This window comes from Capnocytophaga sputigena (assembly GCF_002302495.1).
In the GTDB taxonomy this organism is placed as follows: domain Bacteria; phylum Bacteroidota; class Bacteroidia; order Flavobacteriales; family Flavobacteriaceae; genus Capnocytophaga; species Capnocytophaga sputigena.
In genome coordinates this window covers 1,176,954-1,196,175 of record NZ_CP022379.1, presented here as the reverse complement: position 1 = coordinate 1,196,175, position 19,222 = coordinate 1,176,954, and the positions used below count along the sequence as shown (strand labels likewise).

The window sequence follows — 19,222 nt, the reverse complement described above, 5'->3', positions numbered from 1 at the left end:
TCTATTTCACACGCACCCGTGATGAGGCTACTAACGAAGCTAAAACACCTAATATTACTATTGTTGCAAAAACAATTACTATATTTAGTGCTGTAATAGCAACGGGGTAGGGGAGGATAGGGCTTATCTTCACAAACTCAAAATGTTGTTGTAATAGCACAATGGTTGCTCCTAATACAATCCCTAAAATAGCTCCTAATACCGATGCCATTGTGCCTTGCCAAAAAAATATTTGTCGCATCTGCTGTTCGTTCATACCAAGGGCATAGAGCGTTTGTAAATCTTCCTTTTTATCCAAAATCATCATAATAATTGCCCCTACAAGATTGAAAAGTGCAATGATAAGCACCAAAATAAAGATGAGATATACTGCAATATTTTCGGTGTTGAGCATACGGTAAAGCGCATCGTTTAGCTGTACGCGGTTTTTCACTACTATTGGCTCGTGAAAGAGTTTGGGGAGTTGTTCAGTTACTTCTTTTTCATTGGCATTAGGGGCTAATTTCACTTCTATAGCCGATACTTGATTTTTGTTTGCTCCCAACAAAAATTGCGCCTCTTCTAAGGATGAAAATACGTATTTCTTATCTAAATCTTCAGTAAGTTGGTAGATACCTTGCACAACCGAAAAGGCTTGTCGGTAAGGCATAGGGTCATTCAGGATACTGCCTTTACCAGCTTTGGGGACAACAATTTGTAAGGGAGAAGAGCCATCGGCGAGATTCAAGCCTAAGTTGTTGAAAATAGTACCTCCTACAATTACACTGGGGGGAGTGAGATCCCAATTGCCTAATACGAGGATGCTATCCACTGCATTTACCAATGGATACTCAGTGTCTACCCCTTTGATATAGGCAATGTGGTTCTTTTGGTTATGAGTGAGGAATACCTGTTCTTCTAATACTTTAGTGAAGTGAGCAACAGAGGAGAGTTGGCGTAAGTTTAGAGTGTCTTGTTTGGTAATCGATAGGTATTTGCCCGTTTTTGGGAAAATTTTCAGGTCGGGGTCGAAGGTAGAGGAGAAGGAGAGGGTAAATTCTTTAAGTCCGGCAAATCCTGCGAGCACGATAAATAGGGCAGCGCCACCCAGCACCACTACAAAGGCAGTAACCCTATTGATAATGTTGATAACGTTCTGTGAACTTTTGGCGAACATATAGCGCCTTGCTATGTAGAGAATGGGAGACATTTTTTAGGTAACAGGTAACAAGTAAAGCCAGCAAGGGCTCACAGCTAGGGTATGAGTAATAATTGGGGCAAAGGTAGCAATAATTTGCTAATTGGCAAATAGCTAAATTAACTCATTTAGAAAAGTGTCTATACTACTCTGAAATATTCCATTACTGCTTTGTACTCATCTTGATTGTATAGCAAAAATCTATTTGAGTGCGGTGGTAGATATGAGATATTTGTTCTTGTAATAATCGTTCTAAAAGCATATTTTATTCATAGTAATCTCTTGGTTTTGATAGCTGCTTCTAACTGATATATGTAAAAAGGCTTCTTTTCCTTTCCTAAGCCCAAAAACTTTATAAACCAAAGGTATGGAACCTTTGATTCACTATAAAAATAATCATCAAAAGGGAAGTCGCTGATGTCTACCTCAAAAGCCTCACTGAACGCGACCAACAAATCCTCAGCATCATCACCCTCAATATGCAGCTCTTTATTAAGGGTAGTTTGTGAAGAAAAAGCTTCTTTCCCTACAAACTTTTCAATGAGTTGTTGCAATTTCTCCCTCATAGCTTCCCCCAAGGATTATGTCATTTTTCTCTTGTAGAGCAAATCACGGTTTTCAATAGGGTTTTCTTCTTCTTTGAGTGATTGTTCAATGCCCTCGATGTATTGCAATGAGTCATCTATATAGAAGAATAACTCTGGCATACGGCGGAATTGGTGTTTGGTGATTTGTGAGAGTTCGTGTTTGATAAGGGGGGCGTTAGAAGTTACCCCTTTGAGCACCTCGGCAGCCTTTGCCTCTGGGAATACGCTGAGGTATACTTTAGCTACCGATAAATCTACAGTTACATTTACTTTAGTTACCGAAACGAGTAAATTTTGTTGCCCAGCATCACGTATGGATTGCTGCAACACTTTGGCTAATTCTTCTTGAATAATGCCTGCTATTTTCTTTTGTCTGTTGTTTTCCATTGTATATTTTATTAATTTGTAAATTAGCTGATTTGTGGGGCTTTCACACCTTTGCCAAAACTCACTTCACTTTTGTAAATACGCATTTCGTCGTATAAACCTGCATTGATAAATTGTTGCAGGGTGTATGCGCCTCCTTCTACGATAAGACTTTGGATGTTGCGCTGGTAGAGCAGGTCACAGATTTGTTGAGGTACGTTGTGGGTGAAGTCGATGCTTATTATTTCTGTTTGTACCCCATAGTTTTTATCACTTACTTTTTCCTTGTTAGTTATGAAAAGCGTTGGTTGCAAGTCGTTCCACACTTTAAACTCTTTAGGAGAGCGCAGGTGAGGGTCGATAATTACCCGTAGCGGATTTTTGCCATACCAATCGCGGGTGTCGAGTGAAGGATTGTCGGCTAATACAGTGCCCACGCCTACTAATATAGCCTGTTCTTCACTGCGCATTTTGTGTACTTCTTGGCGTGTATAAACATCGGTAATCCACACAGGGGCAAGCGTATCTTTATGAGCAGGAGCGATAAAACCGTCCGCGGTTTCTGCCCATTTGAGGAAGATATAAGGGCGTTTTTTCTCGTGAAAAGTAAAAAATCGTTTGTTGAGTTCCCTACATTCTTTTTCCATCACCCCCACTGTTACTTCACAGCCTGCATCGCGCAGTTTTTCAATACCACGACCAGCCACTTTAGCAAAGGGGTCGGTAGTGCCAATGACCACACGGGGAATGCGGTGTGTGATAATCAAATCGGCACAAGGAGGTGTTTTGCCATAATGACTGCAAGGCTCCAAACTCACATAGAGCGTACTCTCTGCTAGTAGTGATTTGTCTTTCACCGAGGCAATAGCACGCACCTCGGCGTGAGGTTCACCTGCTTTTTGGTGCCAACCCTCACCGATGATTTTGCCATCGTGCACTATCACACAACCTACCAAAGGATTAGGATATGTAGTGCCAAGTCCATTATAAGCTAATTGTATACAGCGTTTTATCATAGATATTAGGGGGGTAGGATTTAGGGAATAGAGTTTAGAGTTTAAGGATTAGATGTTTTTGCAAAGAGTTGATGATTTTTCCAATTTCTTGAATGAGAGAAATTGATTTTTCAATATCTTCTGATATCTGACACCTATCCCCTAATACCTAAATCCTTAAAACAAATCGTTTTCGGTGATGCTCTTGTCGTGTTTGGTATAGGCGGTAGGACGTTTGGCAAAGAAATCGTCGAGTTCGTTGCTAAATACCTCTTCTTCAAACCACATCATAGGTTTAGCCTCATCACCACTGATGTTGAAAGGCTTGTCTAAACCGAGTTGGGTAAGCGAGTCGTCAAGACGGTAACGCATATAGTTAGCGAGGTCTTTTTTGCTGAAAAATTCTAACTCGCCTTGTTCAAAAATCCAGTCGAGCATCTTGTCTTCTAAAAGGATGTAGTTGCGGATGAAATCAGTAGCTTCGCGCTCGGCAACGGTTTTCATTTCGGGGCGTTCTTCAAATATTTTTTTGAGGATATAAATGCCAGCATTAGCGTGCAACTGCTCATCAATAGAAGTCCAAGCGATGATGTTGGCTACATTTTTCAAATAACCTTTGAAACGTGTGAACGATAAAATAGTAGCAAACTGACTGAACAAAGAGGCATTCTCTATAATAAGGGTGAAGAAAAGGATGCGCTCCATAGCATTCTCGCGGTTTTTAGCGAGGTATTCTTTTAGTATGTTGTTGCGCTCTTTGAAGATAGGTACTTCAAGAAGGTTTTCAAACTCGTTGTTGTAACCCAATACCTCCAATAAGCGTGCGTAGGCTTCGCTGTGGCGGAACTCACACTCGGCAAAAGTAGCGCCAAGTCCGTTAAATTCAGGTTTTGGAAAAAGGTCGTAGAGGTCTCCCCAAAAGGTTTTTACCGATACTTCTACCTGTGCAATACCTAATAAGGCACGCTTTACGGCTTCTTGTTCTACAGTTGATAAGTTGGATTTGAAATCCTGAATATCGGCTGTAAATTCTACTTCAGAATGCACCCAGAACGATTTGTGCATAGCGTTTACAAACTCCATAACCTCTGGGTATTCAAAAGGTTTGTAGTTCTCGCGTTTATCAAAAATTCCCATTTTTATTTAGTGTTTTTTTTATAAATGTTTCAGGGGGCAAAGATAGATATAATTTGTCAATTTCCCAATTTGTCAATCAGTAAATTAATGGCAAAATGAGCTCTCCATTCAATTCATTATAGTGAAAATTTTCCAATCCATTTAAAAACGCCATATTCTTTCCTCTCTAACTCTATTCACTGACTCCTATTTCCCAACTTTCAACCTGTTGATAACTCTGTTAATAACCTGTTGATTTTAATTGATAACTATTTCATTGCTGTTTTGCATTTTCTTCATACCTTTGCCCTCGCAAAACAGTAGAAAAGTCATTTTAATAAAAAGTTATAAAACTATGGAAGAATTTGTAAAACTAATTGAACAAATTTTGTATATGGAAAACTTCAATACTGAAGTTACTCCTGATTTAAAAGAAAGATTTGTAGAGTTGTACAATAGCTACGGCAACAACGTGCCTGATAAATACAGAAGTGACGTGAATAGAATGTACAACAAATACGCTGCAACTTCGCAAGTAAGTAGCAATGCGTTTAGCTTTAGTTACTAATGAATGTGTTGGTAACAGGAGCTAACGGTCAATTAGGCTCCGAAATACAAAACAACACACACCGTATAAGCAATTATTATTTTAGCGATGCCGACAGCTTGGACATTACAGATGCCCGAGCTATTCGTGCTTTTGTTCAACAACACGCTATCAACCTCATCGTGAATTGCGCTGCTTATACGAATGTGGACAAAGCCGAAGATGATTGTGCTACCGCCGAAGCTATCAATCACACCGCTGTTGCGCATCTGGCGAGCGTATGCAAGGAATTTCAGTTGCCTCTTATTCATATTTCTACCGATTATGTGTTTGGAGGTACTAAAAATACACCTTATAGTGAAACTGACACTACTCAACCACTAGGGGTGTATGGTCGTACCAAATTAGCAGGCGAACAAGCTATTCAAAATAGTGGCATTGAACATCTTATCATCCGTACTTCTTGGCTCTACTCTCTTCGTTTTGGCAATAATTTCGTAAAGACGATTCAGCGACTTAGCGGTGAACGCCCTCAGTTAAAAGTAGTAGCCGACCAAGTGGGGACGCCTACTAATGCTGCCGATTTAGCCGATTTTATAGTGCAAGCTATAGAAAATGCTTGGTATCGAGGCAAACGAGAAGTGTATCATTTTTCTAATGAGGGAGTATGCTCTTGGTATGATTTTGCGGTAGCTATTGTAGCTGCCTCAGGCAATGTTTGTGAGGTATTACCTTGTACTTCAGCCGAATTTCCTAGCAAAGTAACACGCCCTTCTTATTCAGTATTAGACAAAACCAAACTTAAAACCGATTTTGGTTATCGCATTCCGTATTGGAGAGATAGTTTTTTGAAATAACATTTCTCTATGAAGAAATTCCCTCTTATCATACTTGGTATTTTAGGTCTTTTGGCTTTTACCCTGCGCCATAAAGACGATATCTTCACCGACCCCGAATATATCGCTCAACTGCGAACGATGTATAGTTCTGGCGACCCTACAAAATGGGAAGCTCCTACCTTAGATAGCACTCTTGTAGCTGGTTTTCAAGATATAGGCTCTTTACCTCCAATGCCTTTTCCCGCTGATAATCCTTTCTCCGAAGATAAGAAAACACTGGGCAAACTGCTCTTTTTCGACCCTCGTTTGTCGCGTTCAGCACAAATATCCTGTGCCTCTTGTCACGATTCGCAATTGGGTTGGGGCGATGGTCGCAGTGTGTCCTTTGGGCATAATCGCCGTGCAGGGGTACGCAACGCAATGACTATTCTCAACACGGGCTATTACACTTCTTTCTTTTGGGACGGTAGGGCTGCTACTTTAGAAGCTCAAGCCTTAGGTCCTATGACCGACCCCGTGGAAATGCACTCTACCCAAGAATTATCCGTAAAACGCATTCGCAAAATTAAAGGCTACAAACCTTACTTTGTAAAGGCTTTTGGCGACGACAAGATTACTATCAATCGCATTATTCAAGCTATCGCTACTTATGAACGCACTATTGTGAGTGGCAAGAGCAAATTCGACCGCTTTATCAGTGGGGATAAAAAACGCTTCACCGATGAGGAAGTTGTAGGCTTACACCTTTTCCGCACCAAAGCGCGCTGCATTAATTGTCACAATACCCCTCTGTTCTCCGATAACCAGTTTCACAATGTGGGACTTTCCTATTACGGACGTATGTACGAGGATTTAGGCAAGTACAAACACTCTAAAAAGAAAGAAGATGTGGGGAGCTTTAGAACGCCATCGCTTAGAGAGGTCGCACGCACTGCTCCTTATATGCACAATGGCTTTATGCCCGACCTTGAAGGGATTGTGGAGATGTACAACATAGGAATGCCACGTCCTGAACCTCGCGAAAACCAAAAGAAAGACACACTTTTCCCTACTACCGACCGCCTATTGCAGCCTCTGAACCTCAGTAGAAAGGAAAAAGAAGCCTTGGTAGCTTTCCTCAAAACACTTTCTTCACCCGCTTATCACGAACGAATGCCCGAACTCCCTCAATAATGACTACTATCGACCTACAGAAATACCAGCACTTTTCATTTGATATGTGGCTCACGATTATCCGCTCTCATCCTGTTTTCAAAGAAGAAAGAGACCGATGGTTACGCCGCTATTTTAGCATTAATGCACCTTTAGACGAGGTGCGCAAAGCAGTACGTACGGTAGATTTGCAAGCCAATGCCGAAAGTGAACGCACGGGGCTGCATATCCCTCAGCAAGTGCTTTTTGAGAGAGTACTCACGCTGTTGAATGTTCCCATAGATGAAAAGATTGATTGGGAAGCGTGTTTTGCAGAACAGGAAACACTCTTTTTGCATTATATGCCTCAGTTGTTAGACCCTAAAATAGATGAGCTTTTCGCCGAAATTCAATCGCAAGGGAAGACCATAAGTCTGTTGAGCAATACGGCTTTCATTAAGGGAAAGACCTTGCATAAGGTATTGGCGTACTACGGATTAGCATCCTATTTTTCGTTTGAAATCTATTCAGATGAGGAAGGAATTGCCAAACCTAACCCCGCGATTTTCCAAAAGGCTTATGAGCTTACTAACGCCTTGCGCCCCGTTGAAAAAACTCAGTGGTTGCATATAGGCGACAACCCTATTGCCGATATACAAGGTGCTACCAATACAGGTTTGTGCGCCTTTCTTATCTCTTAACTTTTATCTAAATTAAATGAATAAACGTTTTAGTCTGCACTCTATAGAGAGCGCCGAGGCTTGTACTTTTAGCGAAGCCGCCTATAGTAGATTTAAATTTGGCGACACAGCTGTTGCCGAACAATTTGGCAAAGAACTCTTTGCAGGGTTTATCGCCCAGCACAGTGATTTTATTTTAGCACAAGATGAAATTGTACTTTTGCCAAGTCCGTATTACGCAATTCCTACTGCATCCGACTATCTGTGTCATTATTTTAAGAAAGAACTGAACTACTTTCTTTTTCAGCACAACCGCAAATCTTGCGTAACTGCCAAAATACACCGCAATCAAACCTACGTGCAAGATTATGGCAATATGAGCTACGAACAACGCGTAAACCTCATTGCCAATGATACTTATTACATTGATCGCACTTTTATAGAAGGGAAGTGTTGCTTGCTTATTGACGATATCAAAATCACTGGTAGCCACGAGCACACCGTGAACCGCATTCTCAAGCAGTACAACGTACAAGGCGATTTCTTTTTCTTGTACTACGCTGAACTTACCAATAAGGATATAGACCCTAAAATTGAAAATCACTTCAATTATTTTGCTATCAAAACTCCTGATGACCTTATTGAACTGATGAAAAGTGAGCGTTTTGCTTTCAATACGCGCATCATTAAGTATATTTTATTACTTCCTGAAGCTGAATTTGAAAAAATACGCCAATCAATTAGCGAAACCCAACGAAAAGAGATTTTTGAATGGGCAATTAGCAATAATTATCACCAAATAGCTGAATATAGGACTAATTTACTAAAAATAGCACCTTAATTTTGAAGATTTTAGTATACGATAGTACTTTTGAAGGCTTCCTCACAGCGGTTTTTGTAGTTTTTGAATACCGTTATGAGGAAGTTGCTATCGTTGCCCAACACCAATTTGCTCCCTCGCTGTTTGAGGAAGCAATAACCATATACACCGATGCAGCTAAGGCTGAACGCGTGCTGAACAAAATAGAACAATGTTGGGGAAAAGAAGGAAAAGCAGTGGTTTTGAGGGCTTTCCTATCGGAAGAAGAGGGGATGGAAAACTATCTGTTAGCAGCCATCCGGTTGATGATACAATACCCTGAAGAACAAGTGCTTGAAAACTATGGGAACACAGCTATTGCTGCCATACAAAAGGCTGCCAAAAGTGTAGGCAGAGAAGTGCACCGTATGAAAGAGTTTGTGCGTTTTGAGAAGGTAGGCGATTTATATTTCGCTAAAATAGTTCCTGAATACGATGTGCTGGCTTTGGTAGTTCCTCACTTCAAAAATAGATTTTCCGACCAGCAGTGGGTACTCTATGACCCGCAACGCGCTTATGGTTTTGCTTACAATTTAAAAGAAGTCTTTCCCTTTACTCCTGCCGATAAACAATTTGGGAAGCTATCCACCTCCCTGTCCGACGGCTATGAAATGCTTTGGAAAACTTATTTCCAGCACATCAACATAGCCGAACGCAAGAACAGCAAGTACCAGCTCAGGAATATGCCTAAGCGTTATTGGCAGTACTTGCCCGAAGTTTAAAACGAAAGGGAAAGAGGTCTATCGGTAGAGAAAATTTGAATACCTTTTTGCGCCCATTCTTTGTAAAGATGGTCACCTTTAGTTGCTGCACGCTTGTCTAAGTTTCCTAAAGTACCCAAAATAGCAGGGATTTTCAGTTCGTTCAAACGTTGGTAGAGCGCATCGGGAGCTACCTTGATACCCGTGAAAGCTACCAATTTTTCTTTGGGGATACCCGTTTGCAATATGCGTTCTAATTCATCGTTGTTACGCACACTTACCGAGAGCAACATCTCTGGAGCCACTTTGTAGAGCGCTTTAGCTTGCTCGGTGTTATAGCTGATGAGCACCACTTGGGCTTCCATACCTTCAGCACGTACTAAATCTACTACTTTTTGGTAAGAAATTCCTTTTTTGAAATCGAGCATTAGGTATCCGTGATTGGCTTTACACCACGCCAATACATCTTTTAGATAAGGGATTTTAAACTGAGTTACGTTGCCAAACTCATCTTTTAGATTTTCTTTGAGTAAATCGGCGGTAGACATAGCCGAAACTTCACCTTTGCCCGTTGCGGTACGACCTAAACTGTTGTCGTGCATCAAAAGCAAATCGCCATCGGCACTTTCAAAAATATCAATTTCAAAACTGTGCACTCCCTTAGAAGAAAGATACTGAATGCTTTCCAAACAGTTTTCGGGGTATCCTTTGAGACCTTCCCCGCCGCCACCGCGGTGAGCCGATACAATAGGTTTGGCAGCAAAGTAGATTTGGTTTGTAATCTCTTGCTGAGCGATAATCTGTCCTGTTGCAGGAGCCGAAGTATTTTTGCAGGCTATGGCGCAAAAAAGGAGTCCTATAAATGATAAAAATTTCTTCATCAGTGTTTATTTCTTCTTATTTTTCTTAGTAGTTTTAGTATTTTGGGTATTTTTAGTATCTAATAAAGGAAGATATTGGCTATAACCTTCTTTTTCCATATCTTCTTTAGGGATAAAGCGCAATGATGCACTATTGATGCAGTAACGCAAGCCGCCTTTATCTTTAGGTCCATCGTTGAACACGTGCCCCAAGTGAGCATCGCCTAATTTGCTGCGCACTTCGGTACGGGTCATATTGTGAGAAGTATCGGTTTTTTCAGCGATGAGCTTGTTGTCTATAGGTTTAGAGAAACTTGGCCATCCACACCCTGATTCAAACTTATCGGTAGAGACAAAAAGTGGTTCACCAGTGGTGATATCCACATAAATACCTTCGCGAAACTCATCGTAATAAGCATTAGCAAACGGACGTTCGGTAGCACTTTCTTGAGTTACAGCGTACTGTTCGGGGGTGAGCTGCTTGCGGAGATCGGCTTTAGAAGCTTTTTTGAAAGTTTTCTCGGCAGGAGCGGGATTCGCTTGGCGAGCCAACTTAAACAAAGCGGGTGAAATATGGCAATATCCTTGCGGATTTTTGTCTAAATAATCTTGGTGATATTCTTCGGCTTTGTAGAAATTTTTCAGCGGAAGTACCTCTACCACTATGGGTTGGGAGTATTGTTTTGCCACTATGGCAATAGCTTTCTCGATAAGAGGTTTTTCAGCTTCATTTATGTAGTAGATACCCGTGCGGTACTGAGTACCGTGGTCGTTGCCCTGTTTGTTGAGAGAAGTAGGGTCGATGATTTTGAAATACAGGTCGAGTAGTTGGTTCAGGTTGATGAGTTGAGGATCGTAGGTAACTTTCACCGTTTCGGCAAAACCTGTATCGCCCACGCACACTTGGCGGTAGCTGGGTGCTTGCGAGAGGTTGCCATTGGCATAACCTACTTCGGTAGCGAGTACTCCGCGTATTTGCTTGAAAAAGTGTTCAGTGCCCCAAAAGCAGCCTCCTGCAAAATAAATATCGGTAGTATTCTTATTGGAGTAATTTTGTTCTTTCATCTCGTTGTTGAGGTTCTTGTTGTTAGTTGAAACTTGTTGGTTAGTAGCGGTTCCATTAGCGCATCCTAAAGTGAAGACACTTGCCAAAAGGCTAAAAAAAAAGGTTTTCATTTGCTGTTGTTGATTATTAGTTTTTCAGTTGGCAGTTTCCTCAAAAACAGTGCCAATACTAATTCTCAAAGACAAACTTTTTTCCGTCTTCAGCTAAAAAAACATTCTTAAAAACCTCTTGGGCTTCCTGTTTAAACATATTTACATCGGGGTAGCGAGAGGAGTAGTGCCCTAAAATAAGCGCTTCAGCCTGAGCATTTTTGGCGACAAGCCCTGCTTGGTAGGCGGTAGCGTGCATTGTTTTAGCAGCGAGTTCTTCATTGATTTTCAAGAAAGTAGATTCGTGGTAAATCACTCTTGTTCCTCGTATTTCGGTTGCCAAATCTTCTAAATAAACCGTGTCGCTGCAATAGGCATAACTTTGCGGACGATGAGGCTCGAAAGTGAGTTCAGTATTAGCAATAGTTTTACCATTTTCTAAAATGATGTCTTTTCCGTTTTTGATATTCTGATAATCACATACTTCAATCTCGGGGTATTGAGCGATAGCATCCATATTCAGGCGGCGTTCACCTTCTTTTTCTTGAAATAGGAAACCATTGGTATAGACGCGGTGTTGTAGCGGAATAGTGCGCACCAGCACTTTGTCATCTTCGTATAAGAGTTCAGAATTTTTAGAAGATAGTTCGTGAAAATACAAAGGGAAAGGCGTGTAAGCCCCACCGAGTTTGAGCACGAGTAGCACCGCTTCTTTGATGCCTTTAGGTCCGTAGATATGCATTTCGGCTTCACGACCAAGGAGTTGGAAAGTAGAAATAAGTCCGAAAAGTCCATAGAAATGGTCGCCGTGGAGGTGAGATATGAAGATGTGCTTGATGCGGGAGAATTTAGTATTGGCATTGCGGAGAGCGATTTGGGTAGCCTCTCCACAATCGATGAGGAACAGATGACCGCGCATTTCGAGCAGTTGAGCCGAGGGGCGGGCATTAGAGCGAGGGGTCGCACTGTGGCAACCTAAGATAGTTACTTCCATAAGTCGCGTTCTATTTCGTCGAGTTCAATAAGGTCGTAGGCTTCTTGTAGGGTAGGGGCGATGTGCAGGCTGAGTTCAAAATCTTCGAGAGCCAAAGCGCGTTGCACCACCACCACCGATTTTGCTTGTTGCTGACTGTACTGTTTTGCAAACGAAGCAAGGGGTTTGAGGTCTTTTTTGAGCCAATGTTCCTCTTCGGGTAGTGTAATGATAATATGCTGAGGTTTTTGGGTAGCGCTGAATGTTGCCAGCCAAGAGGGGAGTTGTGATTTATTGAGGGTAATTTCGGTAGTTTCTTTCATTAGTATAAATTTCCCGCAAAATTATAAATAATATTTTAAAGGACAAAGGAATCTATTAAAAAAGAGGCAAGTGCGCAGATTATTAGAATGCAAGAGTGGAAGTTAAAAATGAATAGGAATAGAATTGAAATATGAAGTCTCAAAATTACAGTATACACTTTGTCAAAAGTCCTTAATGCTTGTCGTGTTAGGGATTTTAACAAAGTGTAATGATTTAAACTGTAAAACTTTATTGTTTTAGAGTCATTTCAGTGCTGGCATTGTCTATTTTAACTCTGTCTTTTCCCAATTGGTAGCCTATTTCAAAAAGCATAATTATTGTGAAAGCAACAGAAAATACTAATCTATTTTTTTTGTCTTTAGTGGTTAAAGAATAGATTAGACATACAGCAGAAAAAATTGCGAGTATCCACATAAAATAATAATTTAAGAGGTTGTTTTTTATTTACCTAAAAAGCCATTTACAAAATCTTGTGGGTACTCAATAACGCTAATAAGTAAATAAGCAACAAAGAGCCCCATAAGTATATGAAAACTTCGCTTTAATACTGATTTTTTCATAGAGAATAGTTTTAAAATTTGTTACAGAGATGGTTTATAATTATATGTTAGTGTGTTAGGTAGTAGATAAATTCTCCTGTAGCTTTCCCAAATTTATAGATAAAGAAAACTGATAAACAAACGGCGGCAAAGCTTAACCATTTGTTTTTAATATAAGGAGATGGGCATTGTAAAGTTTTGTGTAAACTTATCGATAATCCAAGTGATTTATAAATTACTTAGTGAGGTTCCCTATAAATTGCCCCAAAGCATAGAAAGCATTATAGAAAAAAAACCACATTAGGACAGCTATAAATACTGTTTTAGTTATGTTTATATTTTTTGTTTTCATATTATAAAGGTATTAATAATTCGCAACAAAGATAGAAATTCTTTTTTTACGAAGCAATAAAAACTCGATATTTTTTTCAGAATGAGATAGCTATACAACACAAATGAGATGAGAAAGCTACTTATCTTTTGTTTTTAGAGTCATTGTAAAAATTAAAAAATACAACAAAATTTAGCTTGGCTATCATTTTCTTTTCTTTTTAGTATCAAAATACAATTTTGAGAAAAGAATAACGAATAAGACTCCTGATAAAATGGGAGCGATTTTTTCTTGATTGTAAAGGTATTCTATAACAGCATAAATAGTATAGCCCAAAGCGAGCAACAGCATTGTTATAATGAGAATTGGTTTTCGGGGATTCATAGGGGTTAAAAAGTTTGTGATGTACAATATTATTCTTGTTGTCTTTCTTTTTGTAAAACAAAACCTATAGAAATAGCTGAAAGCAAACATACCAATGCTGTAAGGCTATTGCTTAATACATCTCTACCATTTAAATTTGCAAAACATAGAAAGGCTATTTCTACAGAAAATCCGATGGTTGCTAACACAAATAAGACACTTTTTACATCTTTTCTTAAAAAAGGTTTCATAATAAATAAGGTATTAAGATTAAAAATTGAGATTGAAGTGAGTTAACGCTTTTCTCTCTTACTGACAAAATAGCCAATAACAAAAATATTACTAACTAACACTGTGTATGACAATGCTATTAACCATTTATTGAGTTGATATCCAACAAAACCATTCATATAAATAGGAATAAATGATATAATGGCTATAGTGAGCAATATATAACGTATGGATTTTTTCATATTATAAAGGTTTTAAAATTTACGCTACAAAATTTAGCTTGGATATTGTTACTAAAGTTATTTAATTTTCTTAACAAGAAGATAAACAAAGTAGTAGAAACATATAGTGCTTAAAATTAGCAAAATGTTACCAATAGCACTATACTCTCTATAATCTATTTTGATAATTATTCCTGCTAAAGCAGTAAGGGTACTTAGTATGAGAGGAAAGAATAACTTCATAACAGATTAGGTTTAAAATTGCGCTACAAAGTTAGTAATTAGTTTTTTACGAAGCAAGAAAAAAAGGATATTTAACATTTTATCCGCGGTGAGACAGGCTTCTTTTTATTTGTTTTTTACAATATAATCTTGAAACATTGGGTAAAAATTTTCTTCAAAATATTTTCTTTCTTCTACGGTTAAGGATGTTAAAATTTCTTCGTTAATACAATTGTAAATATTGTAATAAACAGCAGTTTTCTCTTTCCATCCTGTTTTAAGTGAAGGGGCATAAAAAACTTCTATAACACTCTGTTTCTTGATTTTATTCTTTAAGGCTACTAATGAAAAAAGGTCGACTTGTTGTTCGCTTATCAAAAGCTGGTTGTCATTATCTTTTAGGATTTCACCCATATCGTTTTTGATAGTTTTTTCGTCTGTGAGCAAAGCGTTTGACAAAGAATGATTGATGTAATCAATTATTGAAGAATCACCATATTTATAGGCGTTTTTAATGAAAAAATGAGGTTTATATAAGAAAAGTTGATATAAATATACATTGTAATCTTCTAAATAATAACCTAATGAATGATCTTTAAAAATATGATTTAAAATATCATATAAAATAGCTTCATCTTTCTGTTGGATGCGAACTAACAATAGTTTTATGAAAAAAACTTGAGCATATTCTTCTTTTTCAAAATCTTGTTCTTTTAAAAATGTGAAAAACTCCAAGCAAAAATCCTTTTTTTGAAAATCATCTAATTTTAAATCTTCAATATAGGTGTCTTTGTATTTGTATTGTTTTAATTCAATGTTCTTTATGAATGATTCTGAAGTATTTACCCCTTCAATAAGAGTTGCCTCACTCATACTATTCTTTTGATTATTATCACCTTTCCCCATTGCACATTTTAAAGCAAGTGATAAAATGATGAAAATAGATATTTTGTAAATCATATACTTAATTTTTTTATGAAGAAGCTGTTTAAAAAAAAAAGTTCCCGAAAATTAGTAAATTTGTGTTTGAAAAAGAATACCAAAATTCAGGAACTTTGGGCAAAGATACAATAATTCATTGGATTATTCTTTTTTTAAGTGTAGAAAAAAGATTTAGCTTTAATAAAGGAGTGCAACCAGATGTTTATTTTCTTGATGTAACTTAGATTGGAATGCTCCTGTTCGGGTTTATTTCCAAGTTGCTCAAAAAAGTTAAAACACTTTTAACATATTTAATTCATTATCAACACACCACAAATGAAAAATCCAATTCTATTTCCTGCATTTCTTTTATCAAATACATAATATACGAAGGAAGCCTAAAACCTCCATTATCATAAGATGATACAATAGAACAATATATATTTCCTTTTTTTATATTGAATTTTTCACAAAGCTGAATAATTGTATAGACATCTTCTTTGTGATTCATATCTATAATAATGTTTCTATGCTCCTCATTCACCTCAAAGTCTAAATCTAAACTTACCATTGAATGTTGTATCTCAATAAATTGATCAAGACTCATATTCAGCATTCTGAAAGCACAATTCACTTCATCAATTCCATTTTCCCTTTGTATATTCATAGTAAAATTAATTTTCTCTATATTTCTTCCACATATTTAGAACATTACCTATCTGGAATATAGCCTATTATTTAAAAATAGATAATATAATTAATCCCAAAAGTATTATTATTAGTATGAATGAATCAAATACCCTTGCTATATTCATTGGGTTGTCATCATTTTTCTTCTTTCTTTTATCCTTTATATAAATAATTGTAAGAACTATTAATACAATATAAATAGGGATATATTCTTTTGCTATCATTTATTTTATTTTGAATTGTTTTGTCACTTTCTTTTTGAGTTCTTTTATTCTCAGCACAAGCTCCCAACGTGGATTGGCAGGGCAAAGAAAGTATAAGCAAGGTACTGTAGGGTCTAAAAATGTAAAGGATAAGGGATAAATGAGGAATAAGCATCAGTTGCCTTTTGTAAAAAATTATCTTTTTCTCAATTTCAACAATCCATAAGTGAGCAACCCTAACAATAATGAGGCGCTAATTGCCAAAGTAAAACTCCCTACTAAATATTGTAACAAATTGTTTTGGATATATTCCATTGCTGTGAGGTCGCCTTGTGGCAGAATGGTGCCTCCCACGAAAAAAGTACCTATTTTAAGAGAAGAAAAAATAAGCACAGGTATCATCGGGGGGATACTCACATTAGAGCAGATAAAAGCCAGAGTTTTATTCAGATTGAAGAATACTGCCAAAGTGATAGTAAGTATGGTTTGAAACCCCCAAAAAGGTGCAATGCCAAAGAATACACCTAATGCTACCGAACTAGCTTTCACACTATCGCTGCTGTCGCTTTCTAATATATCCTCTTTGATAAAGCGTTTGAGGCTCTTTTTTTTGGCATCTCTAAAGAAATTACGCGGCTTGATGTAGAAAAGCGCGATGAGTACCAACACGCTGTTGAGCAAGCTGATACGCATAAAGTCGCGGAAAGGTCGAAAATGAGAAACGCGTTCCTCGGGGTCGTACAACACTTGTATAGGTACATTCTTTAGTTGTACCCCATTCCAACTGCTACGCACCAAAATTTCTATTTCAAACTCAAACTTTTCGGTATAATATTTTTTAGGGATGTGATGTAAAGGATACAACCTATATCCTGATTGTGTATCGGGGAGATTCACCCCCGTTTCGAGGTGAAACCAGAAGTTAGAAAATTTATGTCCGAAGCTACTTTTCTTAGGTACGCCATCTTGAGTCATATTGCGGCTACCTACCAGCAGAGTAGGTTCATTTTCAGCTTCTATAGCGGCTATAAATACGGGGATATCATCGGGGTAATGTTGTCCGTCGGAGTCAATGGTAAGGGCGTAGTCGTAGCCTAAATCACGGGCTTTGTTAAAGCCTATGCGCAGGGCATTGCCTTTGCCTTTGTTCTTAGGAAGATGAATAATAGTGAGTTGGGGGTAACGAGCGAGTATATCGGGAGTAGCATCGGTTGCGCCATCATTCACTATGATAATATGAGAGGTATAGCGCAACACCCCATCAATCACGCGAGCGAGGGTTTTAGCATTGTTATAAGTAGGAATTAAAACGCAATAGTTCATAGTCCCATTTTCTTTTTCTCTTCATCGTTAAATACTTTCGACTTCTTTACAAACCCTGCTATATGTTTTTGTAGTTCAGGGGATTGCAGAGCGTAGTGTGCGAGTATAAAATCCTTATCGGCAGTGATGTTGTTGCGATAGGGTACTACTTTGGGTAAGTGTTCTTGTACACTGAGGCGTATGAGGTGGAGTTCAGCATTTTGAGGTTGCTGTTTGAGGGCGTTTTCTAACAGCGGTTTGCCCTCTTTGAGCAAGGCTACTCTACCCCCTCCAAATTTGGCTAATATCATTTTGCTTGCCCCTTTATAGGCACTTAGCACCACATCGGTGGTAGGAGCATTGGCTATCAGCTCTGCAAAAGCTGTGGCGTTCTCTTTACTATCGGAAGCCGTAATATAGGCAGCGCGCACCTTTTCAAGGCTCTGCGCTTGCAGAACCCCCAAACTCAAGAATAATATGATGAAGTAGATGTGTTTCATTTACTTGTTAAATATTGCTCTATACAAGTCGCTACCATTGGCATATAGCAAGATAGCAATGAGGATTACAAATCCTACCATTTGAGCGTATTCTAATACTTTTTGATTAGGCGCTCTGCCTGTTACCATTTCATAGAGGAGGAATACCACGTGTCCGCCGTCTAAAGCAGGTATAGGCAAGATATTCATAAAGGCTAAAGCGATAGAAAGGAAGGCAGTGATTTGCCAGAAAGAAAGCCAGTTCCAATTATCTTGGAAAAGTTTGCCTATAGAGCCAAAACCTCCTACTTCACTTGCTCCTTTTTTAGTGAATACAAATTTAAATTGCGAAACATAGTCGCGCAACACATTGTAACCATAAGCAGTTCCGTGACTTAAGGCAGCTCCTAAAGAGTAGTTTTTATGTGAAAGCTGTACTTCGCCTTCTCGTTGTCCTGCCGAAACTCCCATTTTTTTCTCTTCACCGAGAACTATTTTTAGTTCTTTGGCTACTCCGTCGCGTTCTATCATCACACTCATGGGAGTACCCTCAGGAGCCATTGTAAGGGCAGGAGGTACATCCGAAAAATAATAGATAGGTTCTCCGCCAATATTTACTAATTTATCGCCTTTTTGTAAGCCTGCTTTAGCCGCTGGTGATTCTGGGATAACGGTATCGATAATAGCTTTTGTTTTGATGCTAAAAGGAGCTGTTTCACCGCGTAAATAAAGGGTTTTACCTATATTTTCGGGGAGAGAAAGGGTGCGTGTATTCCCGTCAATACCTTGTACGGTAATCTGTTTGGGGTCGCGCAACAAAATGTGTTTGCTGGCTTCCAATACATTCTCCAAAGGTTTGCCATCAATAGCGGTTACAATGTCGCCATTTTGGAAACCATAAGCACGCATAGTGCGAGTAACGGCAAAACCATCTTTCACACCTTCGGGTTTGAGGTAATCTTGCCCCCAAGCGAAGAGAATCATTGAGTAAATAAAGAATCCTAAGAGCAAATTCACGGTCACTCCGCCTATCATAATGATAAGGCGTTGCCACGCAGGTTTAGAGCGGAACTCCCACGGCTGTGGAGGTTGTGCCATTTGCTCTTTGTCCATACTCTCATCAATCATACCGGCAATCTTCACATAGCCACCCAGTGGTAGCCACCCGATGCCGTATACAGTTTCACCTATCTTCTTTTTGAAGAGGGAAAACTTCACATCAAAGAAAAGAAAAAACTTTTCTACTCTTGTTTTGAAGAGTTTAGCAGGGATAAAATGTCCTAATTCGTGTAGGACTACTAAAATTGAAAGACTCAGAATTAGTTGAGCCGCTTTTATTAAAAATACTTCCATGTTCAGGTTTTAGGTAACAGGTAAAGTTAGTGAGTTGGCGTAGCTGGATATGTGATA

Annotated in this window: 24 protein-coding genes; 7 read left to right on the top strand and 17 right to left on the bottom strand. The window is 38.7% G+C overall.

Features of this window, described 5'->3' with window-relative positions; genetic code table 11:
* Position 1: 1 nt before the first annotated feature.
* The 5 genes from CGC57_RS05210 to CGC57_RS05185 form a co-directional block, all read right to left on the bottom strand.
* Positions 2–1,156 carry an ABC transporter permease gene (locus CGC57_RS05210; protein WP_095899464.1) on the bottom strand — a complete coding sequence of 385 codons (1,155 nt, stop codon included), beginning with the start codon at positions 1,154–1,156 and terminating at the stop codon, positions 2–4.
* Between the two features lie 290 nt (positions 1,157–1,446).
* The gene (locus CGC57_RS05205) at positions 1,447–1,743 is read right to left on the bottom strand and encodes a DUF1493 family protein (RefSeq protein ID WP_040360944.1); all 297 of its coding nucleotides are present in this window, start codon (positions 1,741–1,743) and stop codon (positions 1,447–1,449) included.
* A 15-nt stretch (positions 1,744–1,758) separates the two neighbouring features.
* The gene (gene rbfA, locus CGC57_RS05200) at positions 1,759–2,151 is read right to left on the bottom strand and encodes a 30S ribosome-binding factor RbfA (RefSeq protein ID WP_002678496.1); all 393 of its coding nucleotides are present in this window, start codon (positions 2,149–2,151) and stop codon (positions 1,759–1,761) included.
* A 23-nt stretch (positions 2,152–2,174) separates the two neighbouring features.
* The gene (ribD, locus tag CGC57_RS05195) at positions 2,175–3,146 is read right to left on the bottom strand and encodes a bifunctional diaminohydroxyphosphoribosylaminopyrimidine deaminase/5-amino-6-(5-phosphoribosylamino)uracil reductase RibD (protein ID WP_095898254.1); all 972 of its coding nucleotides are present in this window, start codon (positions 3,144–3,146) and stop codon (positions 2,175–2,177) included.
* 156 nt (positions 3,147–3,302) lie between these two features.
* A complete protein-coding gene (locus CGC57_RS05185; protein ID WP_095898253.1) occupies positions 3,303–4,262 on the bottom strand; it encodes a ribonucleotide-diphosphate reductase subunit beta in 960 nt (319 codons plus the stop codon).
* Positions 4,263–4,596: 334 nt separating this feature from the next.
* Between CGC57_RS05185 and CGC57_RS05180 the strand changes: the two genes are divergently transcribed.
* Genes CGC57_RS05180 through CGC57_RS05155 form a run of 6 tightly spaced genes read left to right on the top strand, consistent with a single transcriptional unit; the run spans position 4,597 to position 9,019 of the window.
* On the top strand, positions 4,597–4,809 hold the full coding sequence (locus tag CGC57_RS05180) for a deoxynucleoside kinase (RefSeq protein ID WP_095899463.1): 213 nt from the start codon (positions 4,597–4,599) through the stop codon (positions 4,807–4,809).
* Positions 4,809–5,645 (top strand): dTDP-4-dehydrorhamnose reductase, encoded by an 837-nt coding sequence (gene rfbD / locus CGC57_RS05175; RefSeq protein ID WP_095898252.1) that lies wholly within the window; start codon positions 4,809–4,811, stop codon positions 5,643–5,645. The genes CGC57_RS05180 and rfbD overlap by 1 nt, the downstream gene beginning before the upstream one ends.
* A 9-nt stretch (positions 5,646–5,654) precedes the next feature.
* A complete protein-coding gene (locus CGC57_RS05170) occupies positions 5,655–6,800 on the top strand; it encodes a cytochrome-c peroxidase (protein WP_095898251.1) in 1,146 nt (381 codons plus the stop codon).
* Entirely contained in the window at positions 6,800–7,459 is a 660-nt protein-coding gene (locus CGC57_RS05165; protein ID WP_095898250.1) for an HAD family hydrolase, read from the top strand. Before CGC57_RS05170 ends, CGC57_RS05165 begins: the two co-directional genes overlap by 1 nt.
* Before the next feature lie 16 nt (positions 7,460–7,475).
* The gene (locus tag CGC57_RS05160) at positions 7,476–8,279 is read left to right on the top strand and encodes a phosphoribosyltransferase family protein (protein ID WP_095898249.1); all 804 of its coding nucleotides are present in this window, start codon (positions 7,476–7,478) and stop codon (positions 8,277–8,279) included.
* Between the two features lie 2 nt (positions 8,280–8,281).
* Positions 8,282–9,019 (top strand): TIGR03915 family putative DNA repair protein, encoded by a 738-nt coding sequence (locus CGC57_RS05155; RefSeq protein WP_095898248.1) that lies wholly within the window; start codon positions 8,282–8,284, stop codon positions 9,017–9,019.
* On the opposite strand, the gene CGC57_RS05150 is transcribed toward CGC57_RS05155, so the two are convergent.
* The 8 genes from CGC57_RS05150 to CGC57_RS05105 all read right to left on the bottom strand — a co-directional run bounded on the left by CGC57_RS05150 (position 9,016) and on the right by CGC57_RS05105 (position 15,177).
* Positions 9,016–9,879 (bottom strand): glycerophosphodiester phosphodiesterase family protein, encoded by an 864-nt coding sequence (locus CGC57_RS05150; protein ID WP_095898247.1) that lies wholly within the window; start codon positions 9,877–9,879, stop codon positions 9,016–9,018. The genes CGC57_RS05155 and CGC57_RS05150 overlap by 4 nt on opposite strands.
* 6 nt (positions 9,880–9,885) lie before the next feature.
* On the bottom strand, positions 9,886–10,923 hold the full coding sequence (msrB, locus tag CGC57_RS05145) for a peptide-methionine (R)-S-oxide reductase MsrB (protein WP_370684728.1): 1,038 nt from the start codon (positions 10,921–10,923) through the stop codon (positions 9,886–9,888).
* Positions 10,924–11,092: 169 nt separating this feature from the next.
* A complete protein-coding gene (locus CGC57_RS05140) occupies positions 11,093–12,007 on the bottom strand; it encodes a ribonuclease Z (RefSeq protein WP_095898245.1) in 915 nt (304 codons plus the stop codon).
* The gene (locus CGC57_RS05135) at positions 11,998–12,309 is read right to left on the bottom strand and encodes a hypothetical protein (RefSeq protein WP_002678453.1); all 312 of its coding nucleotides are present in this window, start codon (positions 12,307–12,309) and stop codon (positions 11,998–12,000) included. Before CGC57_RS05135 ends, CGC57_RS05140 begins: the two co-directional genes overlap by 10 nt.
* A 229-nt stretch (positions 12,310–12,538) precedes the next feature.
* Complete coding sequence (locus tag CGC57_RS12965; protein ID WP_095898244.1) at positions 12,539–12,724, bottom strand: hypothetical protein; 186 nt, start codon at positions 12,722–12,724, stop codon at positions 12,539–12,541.
* A gap of 360 nt (positions 12,725–13,084) precedes the next feature.
* Positions 13,085–13,201 carry a cell division protein FtsX gene (locus tag CGC57_RS12915; protein ID WP_095898243.1) on the bottom strand — a complete coding sequence of 39 codons (117 nt, stop codon included), beginning with the start codon at positions 13,199–13,201 and terminating at the stop codon, positions 13,085–13,087.
* Between the two features lie 392 nt (positions 13,202–13,593).
* Entirely contained in the window at positions 13,594–13,794 is a 201-nt protein-coding gene (locus CGC57_RS05115) for a hypothetical protein (RefSeq protein WP_095898241.1), read from the bottom strand.
* 549 nt (positions 13,795–14,343) lie between these two features.
* On the bottom strand, positions 14,344–15,177 hold the full coding sequence (locus CGC57_RS05105; RefSeq protein ID WP_095898239.1) for a hypothetical protein: 834 nt from the start codon (positions 15,175–15,177) through the stop codon (positions 14,344–14,346).
* A 62-nt stretch (positions 15,178–15,239) separates the two neighbouring features.
* On the opposite strand from CGC57_RS05105, the gene CGC57_RS12960 reads away from it, so the two are divergent.
* Positions 15,240–15,383, top strand: coding sequence for a hypothetical protein (locus CGC57_RS12960; RefSeq protein WP_232747283.1), 144 nt, complete (start codon positions 15,240–15,242; stop codon positions 15,381–15,383).
* A 77-nt stretch (positions 15,384–15,460) separates the two neighbouring features.
* Here CGC57_RS12960 and CGC57_RS05100 read toward each other — a convergent pair whose 3' ends face one another.
* From CGC57_RS05100 to rseP, 4 genes are all read right to left on the bottom strand, one after another.
* Positions 15,461–15,805, bottom strand: a complete 345-nt coding sequence (locus CGC57_RS05100; protein WP_232034029.1) for a hypothetical protein — start codon at positions 15,803–15,805, stop codon at positions 15,461–15,463.
* 421 nt (positions 15,806–16,226) lie between these two features.
* On the bottom strand, positions 16,227–17,354 hold the full coding sequence (locus tag CGC57_RS05090) for a DUF2062 domain-containing protein (RefSeq protein WP_095898237.1): 1,128 nt from the start codon (positions 17,352–17,354) through the stop codon (positions 16,227–16,229).
* Complete coding sequence (locus tag CGC57_RS05085; protein WP_095898236.1) at positions 17,351–17,833, bottom strand: hypothetical protein; 483 nt, start codon at positions 17,831–17,833, stop codon at positions 17,351–17,353. Before CGC57_RS05085 ends, CGC57_RS05090 begins: the two co-directional genes overlap by 4 nt.
* Entirely contained in the window at positions 17,834–19,165 is a 1,332-nt protein-coding gene (gene rseP / locus CGC57_RS05080; protein WP_095898235.1) for an RIP metalloprotease RseP, read from the bottom strand. It lies immediately after the preceding gene.
* Between the last annotated feature and the right edge of the window lie 57 nt (positions 19,166–19,222).